General features: G+C 58.2%; 12 protein-coding genes. 9 read left to right on the plus strand and 3 right to left on the minus strand.

The features are described 5' to 3' along the window. Positions 1–176: 176 nt before the first annotated feature. From BM017_RS22290 to BM017_RS22300, 3 genes are all read right to left on the minus strand, one after another. Positions 177–449, minus strand: coding sequence for a TfoX/Sxy family protein (locus BM017_RS22290; RefSeq protein WP_092248424.1), 273 nt, complete (start codon positions 447–449; stop codon positions 177–179). Between the two features lie 192 nt (positions 450–641). Next, positions 642–986 carry a pentapeptide repeat-containing protein gene (locus BM017_RS22295; protein ID WP_071490019.1) on the minus strand — a complete coding sequence of 115 codons (345 nt, stop codon included), beginning with the start codon at positions 984–986 and terminating at the stop codon, positions 642–644. Between the two features lie 94 nt (positions 987–1,080). Then, on the minus strand, positions 1,081–2,637 hold the full coding sequence (locus BM017_RS22300) for a bifunctional aminoglycoside phosphotransferase/ATP-binding protein (RefSeq protein ID WP_092248427.1): 1,557 nt from the start codon (positions 2,635–2,637) through the stop codon (positions 1,081–1,083). Positions 2,638–2,755: 118 nt separating this feature from the next. Between BM017_RS22300 and mrcB the strand changes: the two genes are divergently transcribed. From mrcB to msrQ, 9 genes are all read left to right on the plus strand, one after another. Then, entirely contained in the window at positions 2,756–5,080 is a 2,325-nt protein-coding gene (mrcB, locus tag BM017_RS22305; RefSeq protein ID WP_071490021.1) for a penicillin-binding protein 1B, read from the plus strand. A gap of 16 nt (positions 5,081–5,096) precedes the next feature. Then, entirely contained in the window at positions 5,097–5,831 is a 735-nt protein-coding gene (locus BM017_RS22310; RefSeq protein ID WP_092248430.1) for a tetratricopeptide repeat protein, read from the plus strand. Beyond that, positions 5,831–6,160, plus strand: coding sequence for a YqcC family protein (locus BM017_RS22315; RefSeq protein WP_071490023.1), 330 nt, complete (start codon positions 5,831–5,833; stop codon positions 6,158–6,160). The genes BM017_RS22310 and BM017_RS22315 overlap by 1 nt, the downstream gene beginning before the upstream one ends. Positions 6,161–6,591: 431 nt before the next feature. Then, positions 6,592–8,316, plus strand: a complete 1,725-nt coding sequence (locus BM017_RS22320) for an acetolactate synthase 3 large subunit (RefSeq protein WP_071490031.1) — start codon at positions 6,592–6,594, stop codon at positions 8,314–8,316. A 2-nt stretch (positions 8,317–8,318) separates the two neighbouring features. Beyond that, a complete protein-coding gene (gene ilvN, locus BM017_RS22325) occupies positions 8,319–8,810 on the plus strand; it encodes an acetolactate synthase small subunit (protein ID WP_003176102.1) in 492 nt (163 codons plus the stop codon). A 47-nt stretch (positions 8,811–8,857) separates the two neighbouring features. Beyond that, on the plus strand, positions 8,858–9,874 hold the full coding sequence (ilvC, locus tag BM017_RS22330; protein ID WP_003176099.1) for a ketol-acid reductoisomerase: 1,017 nt from the start codon (positions 8,858–8,860) through the stop codon (positions 9,872–9,874). Between the two features lie 145 nt (positions 9,875–10,019). Beyond that, complete coding sequence (gene pssA, locus BM017_RS22335; RefSeq protein WP_058427621.1) at positions 10,020–10,877, plus strand: CDP-diacylglycerol--serine O-phosphatidyltransferase; 858 nt, start codon at positions 10,020–10,022, stop codon at positions 10,875–10,877. Between the two features lie 63 nt (positions 10,878–10,940). Continuing rightward, the gene (msrP, locus tag BM017_RS22340; protein ID WP_092248433.1) at positions 10,941–11,954 is read left to right on the plus strand and encodes a protein-methionine-sulfoxide reductase catalytic subunit MsrP; all 1,014 of its coding nucleotides are present in this window, start codon (positions 10,941–10,943) and stop codon (positions 11,952–11,954) included. After that, entirely contained in the window at positions 11,954–12,574 is a 621-nt protein-coding gene (gene msrQ, locus BM017_RS22345) for a protein-methionine-sulfoxide reductase heme-binding subunit MsrQ (protein ID WP_071490025.1), read from the plus strand. Before msrP ends, msrQ begins: the two co-directional genes overlap by 1 nt. Positions 12,575–12,940 lie beyond the last annotated feature (366 nt).

Here is a 12,940-nt window from a genome sequence, read left to right on the forward strand (position 1 = left end):
AGGAGATAATCTGAGAGTCCGAACCAATGGTCTTTCAGTTATCGGCTGATCTCGCGACCAGTTGTGATAATCATAACGATTCTCATTTGAGAGTCAACCTTTGTTTTCTCGGTGTCTTGGGGTTTTCACAAACGCCCGTTCGGAATGTCTATAAACAGGGGGGCCTGATAGTCGATCTAATTCTTTTGGCGCGTTGAAAGAGCGTCGAGTTGACGGTTCAGCGCTTCCTTGCGCTCGGCAGGAATGTCATTCCAGTGCACGTCCATCAATGCCCCTTCGATGGCATACAGCAGCACTTTCGATGCACGAAACCCGCGCGTTCGCACGGCCCGGTAGGCATCAACCGCACCCAGGCGACGCAAGTCGGACGCGCTGTGGATGCCCACCGCATGCAGCCACTGTGCTGATGTCTTGCCAAGGTTTTTCAGGTGTTGCAGCTCATCGTTCATCAAGCCTCCTTGCGACGGCCGAATGGTGCGGTGGGTATGTGACCAGGCAAGCCTGAACAGAAGTGTAGCGCTCAGTAGGAAAAGCGTAGTTCTTTAGTCGGAAACGGCCTAAAGACGTATAAGCATGACCAGGTCAGGCAGGCGGGAAGTCCCCGGCACGCCTGCGCGAAACCGGGGCGGAAGCAGAGGGTTTCAGCGAGTGCGATAGCGCAGGCGTGTGCCGAAATTGACCGACATGAGAATCTCGTCAGCGCTCAGTTCGGGCGGGAAGTATGTGCCGGAAATCTGCGCGTGGGCCAGGCTGGCGCCCTCCAGCGGGCAGTCGCGCAGGTCCAGCCCGCGTAAATCGGCAGATCGGAAATAGGCGTCGGTAAAGTCCACGCCTGCCGTGTTCAGTTCGCGCAGATCCAGCCCACGGAAGTCGCCACCGCGCATGTCGATGGCACCGTCTTTTGGACGTTCCCGGTTGAAGCCTCGCACATCGTCTTTATGCAGGAGCGAGTAAAGCGGCGTATCAAGAAGCTTGGGCTGACTCATGACGGCAACTCCCGTTGGATTTATGGCGCCATTATAGTGCCACTATTGCTTGGTCGCGTGGCCCAAGTAGGCGACACGACCAAGAAACTTTTTCTTACAGGCCCGGCAGGCGCTGGCGGATATGCGCCACCAGTGCATCGAGGGTCCCGCTTTCATTGGTCTCGACGCGCTTGCTGAGGAGCAACTCCTCGGCGGTGAGTGGCTCGCGATTGGCTTGCTGTTCTTTGATAACAGTCAGTGTCGCGTCGGAAGGGTCGTTGTTGTCCTCCTGACGTTGCGCCAGCCAACTGGCGATAACTGCTTGTGGGGCGTTGCAATCCAGAATCAGGAAAGGCGCACCCGTGGCTTCGGCAACAGTGGCGGCCGCATCGCGTTGTTCACGTTTCAGGAAGGTCGCATCCAGCACGACCGGGTAGCCGGCGCGCAGCACGGTATCGGCGATTTCATTCAGGCGTGCGTAGGTCGCAGCACTGGCGTCGGCCGCATAGATACCGGCCTGTGGTGTGTTTTCCACGTGCTGCTCGCCAAACAGGCGCTTGCGCTCCACGTCCGATCGCAGGCGCACGGCACCCAGTGCCTCCACCAGGCGCATGGCCACATGGCTTTTACCGACAGCCGAAACGCCGTGGGTAATGGCCAGGAAGCGCGATGGAATGGTGCTGTAGCTTTCCGCCAGGTTGGCATAGTTGCGGTATTGGCGCAGAGTCGTGGCGCGCTGCACCGGGCTGGCTTCGCTCGGCATGCTGAACAGCGCGATCTTGGCGCGGACCAGGGCGCGATAGGCTTTGTAGAAGTTCAGCACTTCCAGGCCCTGATAGTCACCGGTCAATTCCAGATACTGGCTGATGAAGCGGCGTGCCAGGGACTTGAGTCCACGGTCTTCCAGGTCCATGGCCAGGAAGCCGGTATCGGCGTACACATCGGTGAAACGGAAGGGTTCGTTGAATTCGATGCAATCGAAGATCACCACGTGGCCGTCGATCAACGTTGCATTACCCAGGTGAATATCACCGTGGCATTCGCGGGTGAAGCCGTCCAGCTTGCGTTGGGAAAACAGTGGCTTGAGACGCTCGAAGCTGCTTTCGGCCCAGGCCTGCAGGGCTTCCAGCTGGGTCAGGTCAGTCTTGTCGCTGAGGAATGGGCGGATCTGGTCGAAGTTCTGGCGAACCGGCGCCATTACCTCATCCGGCGTGCCGGCCGGGTGTTCCTGCGGCACTTTCGGTGCGCAGAGGTGGAAGTGCGCGATCTGCTTGGCCATCTCATCGATGTGTGCGCTGGTCAATTCGCCGTTGGCTTGCAGGGTGCTGAGCAGTTGGCTCTGCGGAAACTGGCGCATTTTCAGTGCGTATTCGATCACCGGGCCATCGCCACCCAACTGCGGGGCTTCGGCTGTGCCGGTGATCGGCAACACTTCAAGATACAAATCTTCGGTCAGACGCTGATTGAGGCGCAGCTCTTCGTTACAGAAGTGGCCGCGCTTTTCCAGGTCGGTAAAATCCAGAAATCCGAAGCTCATCGGCTTTTTCAGCTTATAGGCGTAAGGACCGGTCAGTACGACCCAGGAAATATGGGTCTCGATGACTTGGAACGCTTCAACCGGATGGGGGTATAAAGCCGGATTTTGCAGGGCAGCGATCAGGGACTGGCTCACGGGCGATCCTTCAGAGTCTGGGGAAAAACATGGCGGGCATTATGGCTGCTGCGACCGCTTGTGCAAACCGCTGTCCGGCTCATGTTGATCATCAATAAAGTGCGTATAATCCGCCGCCATGACTCGAACCCGATCTCCCCGTTCCCGTAAAAAACCTCCTTCCCGTGGTCTGCGCCCCTGGCTTGGCTGGGCGCTCAAGCTTGGCCTGGTAGGCCTTGTGGTGCTTGCCGGCTTTGCGGTCTACCTCGACGCTGTGGTGCAGGAGAAGTTCTCCGGCAAGCGCTGGACCATTCCGGCCAAGGTGTACGCGCGCCCGCTGGAATTGTTTGCAGGCCAGAAGCTGAGCAAGGATGACTTCCTGACCGAACTCGACGCCTTGGGCTATCGTCGTGAGCCCGTGAGCAATGGTCCGGGTGCAGCGGCTGTCAGCGGAAATACCGTCGACCTGAACACCCGTGGCTTCCAATTCTATGAAGGCCTCGAAAAAGCCCAGCCGGTGCGTGTGCGTTTCTCCGGCGATTACGTCGCCGAGTTGTCGTCCCTCAATGGCTCGAAGCTGCCTGTGGTTCGCCTGGAGCCGCTGATGATCGGCGGCATTTACCCGAAGAACCTTGAAGATCGCATCCTGATCAAACTTGATCAGGTGCCGCCTTACCTGCTGGAAACCCTGGTAGCCGTTGAAGACCGTGATTTTTACCATCACTGGGGTGTCTCGCCGAAGTCGATCGCCCGCGCAGTCTGGGTGAATACGTCCGGCGGCAAGATGACCCAGGGCGGCAGTACGCTGACGCAACAATTGGTCAAGAACTTCTACCTGACCAACGAACGCAGCCTGACCCGCAAGCTCACAGAAGCCATGATGGCGATGCTGTTGGAGTTGCATTACAGCAAGCAGGAAATCCTTGAGGCGTACCTCAACGAAGTATTCGTCGGCCAGGACGGTCAGCGCGCGGTGCATGGTTTCGGTCTGGCCAGCCAATTCTTCTTTGGCCAGCCGCTGTCCGAACTGAAGCTGCACCAGGTTGCGTTGCTGGTGGGCATGGTCAAGGGGCCTTCCTACTACAACCCGCGTCGCAACCCCGAGCGTGCGCTGGAGCGTCGCAACCTGGTGCTGGATGTTCTAGAGCAGCAAGGTGTTGCCACCGCCGAACAAGTTGCCGCCGCGAAGAAAATGCCACTGGGTGTCACCACCCGCGGCAAGTTGGCAGACAGCTCCTTCCCGGGCTTTATCGACCTGGTCAAGCGCCAGTTGCGTGAAGACTACCGTGACGAAGACTTGACCGAAGAAGGCCTGCGGATCTTCACCAGTTTCGATCCGATCCTGCAGATGAAAGCCGAAGCGTCGGTCAATGACACGTTCAAGCGAATGACCGGCCGCAAAGGCGCGGATGAAGTCGAAGCGGCCATGGTCGTGACCAACCCGGAAACCGGTGAGGTCCAGGCCCTGGTCGGCAGCCGCCTGGCCAGCTTCGCCGGTTTCAACCGCGCCCTGGATGCCGTGCGACCTATTGGTTCGTTGGTCAAGCCGGCGGTCTACCTCACGGCCCTGGAAAAACCGAGCAAGTACACCCTGACCAGTTGGCTGTCTGACGACCCGCTGTCAGTAAAAGGCGCTGACGGGCAGGTGTGGACGCCACAGAACTTCGATCGCCGTTCTCATGGGACAGTGTTCCTGTACCAAGGGTTGGCGCACTCCTACAACATCTCCACTTCGCGTCTCGGCCTCGAAGTGGGAGTGCCGAATGTCCTGAAGACCCTCGCGCGCCTGGGCATTACGCGTGAGTTCCCGGCATTTCCATCGATCCTGCTGGGTGCCGGCGCAATGACCCCAATGGAAGTCGCGACGATGTACCAGACCCTGGCCAACGGTGGTTTCAATACGCCGATGCGCGGGATCCGAAGCGTGCTGACGGCTGAAGGCGAGCCGCTCAAGCGTTATCCGTTCCAGATCCAGCAGCGTTTCGATGCGGGCTCCATCTACTTGATCCAGAACGCCATGCAGCGTGTGATGCGTGAGGGTACTGGTAGTTCGGTCTATAAGGTGCTGCCGTCCAACCTGACCCTGGCGGGTAAGACCGGTACCAGTAACGATTCGCGCGACAGTTGGTTTGCGGGTTTTGGCCAGGATGTGCTGGCGGTGGTTTGGATGGGGCGTGACGACAACGGCAAGACACCGTTCACCGGTGCCACCGGTGCGCTGCAGGTCTGGACCAGTTTCATGCGCAAGGCCGACCCGCTGCCGTTGAACATGCCGCAGCCGGACAACATCGTGCAGGCCTGGATCGATCCGCACACCGGGCAGGGGTCCGATGCCAACTGTCCGGGCGCGGTGCAGATGCCGTATATTCGCGGCAGCGAACCGCCACCCGGCGCCGCATGCGGTGGCAGTGCCCCTGCTGACGCGGAATCGGTGATGGATTGGGTCAAGGGCTGGATGAATTAAGCAAAGAGGGTTTCAAGTGAACAAGTGGTGGATTCCAGCTATTACAGCTCTGGCTTTGCTCAATGGTTGCGCCAGCGTGCAGCGCGGCTCCATTCCCGTGGTGGACTCGAGCACGTCCGTGTCCAATAACGACCGGATCTCGGCCAACGGCGGGTTCCGCCAGACCGTGACCAACCGTCCCGCCCAGGCCAAGCCGCAAGCTGTGCCGCAGGATTCAGGTGTGGTGGTGATGGTGCCGGGTGGTGGCGCAGCGACGTCGGCGCCGATCAGCGCCGAGCCGTGGACCCCGGGGCCAAGCACCTCCGGTCCGATTGACGCGACCCCGATTCAGACGGCCCCGATCAACCAGGGCACCTACAACATGCCATCCACCCCGAGCGGCATTCCATCGTCCTCCAGCGCCGGCGGCCTGTCGGCTGACGAGCAATTGGATGGCCCGGTACTGGCCTTGCTGACCACTGCACAGCAGCAGCAGGCGAGTGGCGACCTGAATGGTGCGTCGTCGAGTCTCGAGCGCGCCCAGCGCGTTGCGCCGCGTGAACCGCAAGTGCTGTATCGCCTGGCCCAGGTGCGCCTGGCCCAGGGCGATGCGCCGCAGGCCGAGCAATTCGCGCGTCGTGGCCTGACCTTGGCCAATGGTCGTCCCGACCTGCAAGCCAGCCTGTGGGCCTTGATTGGTGACGCGCGCGCCGCACAAGGCGACGCCGCCGGTGCCGCCCAGGCGCGCCAGAAAGCCAAGGTCAGTCTCTGATGGATGCACGGTTTCCCGCGATTGCCGAACAGTTATTGCTGATCGAGCGAGAGTTGCGTGTCCAGGGCTGGTGGGACGAGGTGTCCCCCAGCGTCGAGGCGCTCAGCAGTGTCGAACCCTTTTCGGTGGACACCCTGGACTTTCACCAGTGGCTGCAATGGATATTCCTGGTACGCATGAAGCAGATCCTCGAACAGGACCTGCCGCTGCCCAATGCGTCGGGCATTCTGGAAATGGCCGAGATGGTTTACGCCGATCGCCCGCTGGAAAGCCTTGGCTTACGCAATGCGCTGAAAAAGTTCGATCAACTGATCGTCGACGCTCGTTAATTGCCTGACTGCCGGCTTTTTCGGCAGTCTTGCGCATATTTCTACCGCTTGACGACATTCAGGCGAGTTTTATCCCTCCTCAAAGCCCTTTCTTCTACGTTCTCATGCGCTTAGTTGGAAAAAAGCGCAATTATTGCTTGACTTGAAGGGCCTGAAACAGAAGAATCCAAAGTCCGCTGTATCGGGACTGCCAGAAGCAGGCCCGCTCAGCAGATCATGAGGCGCACATCCGCGCCGACCTGTTACACCCGCAACGCGTTACCTCGCGCTGGGTGGGAAAAGCCCGCAACACTTGGGACGATCCCAATACTTGCTCAGTCAGTGCTGACGTAGTCGGCGACCACCGTCGCTCATGCTCTGTTGAGAAGTAAACCTATTAAGACCCGTCGGTTTTCAACGGACGGTATTCTGGCGTTTTAGAGGTGAACAACGTGGAGCTTTTATCTGGCGGTGAGATGCTCGTCCGCTTTTTGCGTGACGAAGGCGTCGACTATATCTACGGGTACCCAGGTGGTGCTCTGCTGCATGTTTACGACGCACTGTTCAAGGAACCGGCTGTTACCCACATCCTGGTTCGCCACGAACAGGCCGCGACCCATATGGCTGACGGTTATGCCCGTGCCACCGGTAAAGCCGGCGTGGTACTGGTAACGTCCGGCCCTGGCGCAACCAATGCCATCACCGGCATCGCGACTGCGTATATGGACTCTATCCCGATGGTGGTCATTTCCGGCCAGGTGCCCAGCACCATGGTGGGGACCGATGCATTCCAGGAAACCGACATGATCGGTATCTCCCGGCCGATCGTGAAACACAGCTTCATGATCAAGCATCCTTCGGAAATCCCGGAAGTCATGAAAAAGGCCTTCTACCTCGCACAGTCCGGTCGTCCGGGTCCTGTGGTGGTCGATATCCCCAAGGACATGACCAACCCGGCCGAAAAATTCGAATACATCTTCCCGAAGAAAGCCAAGCTGCGCTCCTACAGCCCGGCGGTCCGCGGGCACTCGGGGCAAATCCGCAAGGCGGCAGAAATGCTGTTGGCGGCCAAGCGCCCAGTGTTGTACTCGGGGGGGGGTGTGATCCTGGGCGGCGGTTCTGCACAGCTGACCGAACTGGCCAAGCTGCTCAACCTGCCGGTCACCAACACCCTGATGGGCCTCGGCGCCTTCCCGGGTACGGACCGTCAGTTCGTCGGGATGCTCGGCATGCACGGCAGCTACACCGCCAACCTGACCATGCACCATGCCGACGTGATCCTGGCCGTGGGTGCGCGGTTCGATGACCGTGTGATCAACGGTGCGAGCAAGTTCTGCCCGAATGCCAAGATCATCCATATCGACATCGACCCGGCGTCCATCTCCAAGACCATCAAGGCCGACGTGCCGATCGTAGGTCCTGTTGAAAGCGTGTTGACCGAAATGGTTGCCGCGCTCAAGGACATCGGCGAGGCGCCGAACAAGGAATCCGTTGCCAGCTGGTGGAAGCAGATCGACGAATGGCGCGGTGATCGCGGCCTGTTCCCTTACGACAAGGGTGACGGCAGCATCATCAAGCCACAAACCGTGATCGAGACCCTGTGCGAAGTGACCAAGGGCGACGCCTTTGTGACCTCCGACGTGGGCCAGCACCAGATGTTCGCCGCGCAGTACTACAAGTTCGACAAGCCTAACCGCTGGATCAACTCCGGTGGCCTGGGCACGATGGGCTTTGGTTTTCCTGCGGCCATGGGCGTGAAACTGAGCTTCCCCGACACCGACGTCGCGTGCGTCACCGGTGAAGGCAGCATTCAGATGAATATCCAGGAACTGTCGACGTGCCTGCAGTACGGCCTTCCCGTGAAGATCGTCTGCCTGAACAACGGCGTGCTGGGCATGGTTCGTCAATGGCAGGACATGAGCTACAACAGCCGTCACTCCCATTCCTACATGGAGTCGTTGCCGGATTTCGTAAAATTGGTTGAAGCCTATGGCCACGTCGGCATTCGCATCACTGATTTGAAAGATCTGAAGCCGAAGATGGAAGAGGCGTTCGCCATGAAGGACCGCCTGGTATTCATCGATATTCAGGTGGATACCAGCGAGCACGTCTACCCGATGCAGATCAAGGACGGCTCTATGCGCGACATGTGGCTGAACAAGACGGAGCGTACTTAATCATGCGGCACATTATCTCCCTGCTTCTGGAGAACGAACCCGGCGCTCTGTCTCGTGTTGTCGGCCTGTTTTCGCAGCGTAACTACAACATCGAAAGCCTGACCGTGGCTCCGACCGAAGACCCGACCCTGTCGCGTCTGACGTTGACCACTGTGGGCCACGATGAGGTGATCGAGCAGATTACCAAGAACCTCAACAAGCTGATCGAAGTGGTCAAGCTGGTCGACCTGTCGGAGAGTGCCCACATCGAGCGCGAGCTGATGCTGGTTAAAGTCAAGGCTACGGGTGCCCAACGTGCCGAGATCAAGCGCACGACCGACATCTATCGCGGGCAGATCGTCGATGTGAGCGCCAGCGTTTATACCGTTCAACTGACCGGTACAAGCGACAAGCTGGACAGCTTCATCCAGTCGATCGGGACGGCCTCGATTCTGGAAACGGTACGCAGTGGTGTCACCGGGATTGCCCGTGGCGACAAAGTACTCAGCATCTAACCCAAATTAGCGAATGGCCTTACGGCCTGGATATATAGAGGAACCTCATGAAAGTTTATTACGATAAAGATTGTGACCTGTCGATCATCCAGGGCAAGAAAGTCGCCATCATCGGCTACGGTTCCCAGGGCCACGCTCAAGCGTGCAACCTGAAAGATTCCGGCGTTGACGTGACCGTTGGCCTGCGCAAAGGCTCGGCCACTGTTGCCAAGGCTGAAGCCCACGGCCTGAAAGTGACTGACGTCGCTTCCGCTGTTGCTGCTGCCGACCTGGTCATGATCCTGACCCCGGACGAGTTCCAGTCCGCGCTGTACAAGAACGAAATCGAGCCGAACATCAAGAAGGGCGCCACCCTGGCCTTCTCCCACGGCTTCGCGATCCACTACAACCAGGTCGTGCCACGCGCCGACCTGGACGTGATCATGATCGCGCCAAAAGCGCCGGGTCACACTGTACGTTCCGAGTTCGTCAAGGGCGGCGGTATTCCTGACCTGATCGCGATCTACCAGGACGCATCGGGCAACGCCAAGAACGTGGCACTGTCCTACGCCGCTGGCGTGGGTGGCGGTCGTACCGGCATCATCGAAACCACCTTCAAGGACGAGACTGAAACCGACCTGTTCGGCGAGCAAGCCGTACTGTGCGGCGGTACCGTCGAGTTGGTAAAAGCCGGTTTCGAAACCCTGGTTGAAGCTGGCTACGCGCCGGAAATGGCCTACTTCGAATGCCTGCATGAACTGAAGCTGATCGTTGACCTCATGTACGAAGGCGGTATCGCCAACATGAACTACTCGATCTCCAACAACGCCGAATACGGCGAGTACGTGACTGGCCCGGAAGTGATCAACGCCGAGTCCCGTCAGGCCATGCGCAACGCCCTGAAACGTATTCAGGACGGCGAATACGCCAAAATGTTCATCAGCGAAGGTGCTACCGGCTACCCTTCGATGACCGCCAAGCGTCGTAATAACGCCGCTCACGGTATCGAAGTCATCGGCGAGCAACTGCGCTCCATGATGCCGTGGATCGGTGCCAACAAGATCGTCGACAAAGCCAAGAACTAAGTCGTACGTATCAAGGGAAAACGCGGCCTAGGCCGCGTTTTTTCGTTTGGGCGGCGGGTTCTGGTATAAAGCTGCATCGTTTGCGGGCGAACACTCGCCGCAAGTATCTGTCGAACTTTTTTCACACCGTTGCAAGGTAAAGTCCATGAGCGAACGTCCCGAAGAGCCAAGCCAGGCTCCTGACGCCGAAAGCCTGCTGCCGATCGATGAACATGTCGAAGAAGGGCATGACGCGGAAGGTCGCAAGGTCCGGCATCGTGGCATCTATCTTCTGCCCAACCTGTTCACCACGGCGAACCTGTTTGCCGGGTTCTATTCCATCATCAATTCCATGAGCGCGCAGAGTGCTCTGGCGGCGGGTGATGCGGCGAGTGCCAGCAAGTATTTCGGTTTTGCTGCCATCGCAATCTTCGTGGCCATGGTGCTCGACGGCCTTGATGGCCGTGTGGCGCGCATGACCAACACACAAAGCGCCTTCGGTGCCGAGTACGACTCGCTCTCGGACATGGTTGCGTTTGGCGTCGCCCCCGCGTTGCTGGCGTTTGCCTGGGCGTTGGGTGATATGGGTAAGGTTGGCTGGATGGTTGCCTTCATCTATGTCGCCGGTGCTGCCCTGCGCCTGGCGCGCTTCAACACCCAGGTTGGGACCGCCGACAAGCGTTACTTCATCGGTCTGGCCAGCCCTGCTGCTGCGGGTGTGGTGGCAGGTATCGTCTGGGCCTTCAGTGATTACGGCATCCAGGGTTCGAAAATGTCGTTCCTGGTGGCCTTGATGGTGGCCGCTGCCGGCATGCTGATGGTCAGCAACATCAAATACAACAGCTTCAAGGAACTGGACTTGAAGGGGCGTGTACCTTTCGTGGCAATTCTGGCGGTAGTGCTGGTATTTGCCGTGGTGTTCAGTGATCCACCGCGCATCCTGTTGCTGGCGTTCCTGGTGTACGCCGCTTCGGGGCCGGTTCAATACCTGCTGCATCTGCGCCGCGACAAAACATTGCCTTAATGTAATTTCCCCCATACTCCGCAGTCTATTGGTGCATCAGTCCTCCAATGCTGCGGAGTTGCCATGTTAATCAAATTACCCAAAGCGTCCGATTGCCACGAGTCGGATGTCACGCCTGAATCCTTCTATTTCTCTCGCCGTAGCTTGCTCGGTGGTGCGCTTGCCGGCATTGCAGCCAGTAGCTTGCCGCGTTGGGCCAGTGCTGACGAGGCCTCGCGTTATGCCGATGTTGAAGCGGGCAAGGCGCCTGGCTGGTTTACCGAGAAACTGCCAGGCACAAAATGGCAGGCCATCACGGTGAAGGACGAGGCGATCACGCCTTTCAAAGACGCTACGCACTACAACAACTTCTATGAGTTCGGTACAGGTAAGGGGGACCCGGCCACGAATGCCGGTTCACTCAAGACCGAGCCGTGGAGCGTTGTCATTGATGGTGAGGTTGCCAAGCCAGGCCGTTATGCCCTGGAAGACTTCACGAAGCCCTATCAGTTGGAAGAGCGGATCTACCGTCTGCGCTGTGTCGAGGCCTGGTCGATGGTTATTCCATGGATCGGTTTTCCCATCTCGGCGCTGCTCAAGCAAGTTGAGCCGACCTCGAAGGCCAAATACATCCGTTTTGAAACCCTCCAGGATCCCAAAAGTATGCCGGGGCAGCGTTCGAGTTTTGGCTTGATCGATTGGCCTTATGTGGAGGGCTTGCGTCTGGATGAGGCGATGAATCCTCTGGCGATCCTGGCGGTGGGTATGTATGGGCGTGAGTTGCCCAATCAGAATGGTGCGCCGCTGCGCCTGGTGGTGCCTTGGAAGTACGGCTTCAAGAGTGTGAAGTCGATTGTACGGATCAGTCTCGTGAGTGAGCAGCCGAAAACCACGTGGCAGAGCATTGCTGCTGACGAGTATGGCTTCTACGCAAACGTGAACCCTACGGTCGATCATCCACGTTGGACTCAGGCGCGGGAGCGTCGTCTGCCGAGTGGGCTGTTCAGCCCTAATGTACGTGAGACTCAGATGTTCAATGGGTACTCGGATGAGGTGGCTTCTCTTTATACCGGTCTCGATCTGCGGAAGAACTACTGATGCGTTACCCGATCTGGCGTGTTGGCGTCTTTATAGCAGCGGCGATTTGGCCGCTCTTCTGGCTCTATGAAGCGTGGAGTTCTGCTCTCGGGCCGGATCCGGGCAAGGTATTGGTGGATCGGCTGGGGCTCGGCACGTTGATTCTGTTACTGATTACTCTGGCAATGACACCGCTGCAGAAGCTCAGCGGTTGGGCGGGGTGGATAGCGGTGCGTCGGCAACTGGGGTTGTGGTGCTTTGCCTACGTTGTGCTGCATCTGGCGGCTTATTGTGTATTTGTGCTTGGGCTGGATTGGTCGCAGCTGGGGGTGGAGTTGCGCAAACGGCCCTACATTATTGTCGGGGCGCTGGGTTTTATTTCCCTGTTGGTTTTGGCGGTGACGTCGAATCGTTACAGTCAGCGTCGGTTGGGGGCGCGTTGGAAGAAGCTGCATCGCTTGGTGTACGTAGTTCTTGGGCTGGGTTTGCTGCATATGTTGTGGATCGTGCGAGCGGACCTCAAAGAGTGGGCTATCTATGCTTCTGTAGGTGCGTTGCTGTTGGTGCTACGGATACCGCCCGTAATGCGGCGAATCCCACGGCTTATTGCGAAAAAACCACTTTCTGCAACAAAAACGTAATTAAGGGTTGACGGCAGATTCTGGAAGTCTATAATTCTCCCCACTTCCGGCGCAGTCGAAACGGAAAACTCCTTGGTAAACAAAGAGTTACGCAGAATTCGACAGCGACTTGCTTCAGTTCATCGAAGCCCAGAAGCAGTTGATAGGGCAGTGTTGTCTGGCTCTATTAACGTTTCGATCTTCTCGGTCGAAAGCGGAGAAAAAGAGGTGTTGACAGCAGCGTGTAACGCTGTAGAATTCGCCTCCCGCTAACGAGAGATCGGAAGCGCAAGTGGTTGAAGTTGTTGAAGAAATCTTCGAAAGCTTCTGAAAATAATCACTTGACAGCAAATGAGGCTGCTGTAGAATGCGCGCCTCGGTTGAGAC

It is taken from the genome of Pseudomonas sp. NFPP04, from assembly GCF_900113815.1.
Taxonomy (GTDB): domain Bacteria; phylum Pseudomonadota; class Gammaproteobacteria; order Pseudomonadales; family Pseudomonadaceae; genus Aquipseudomonas; species Aquipseudomonas extremorientalis.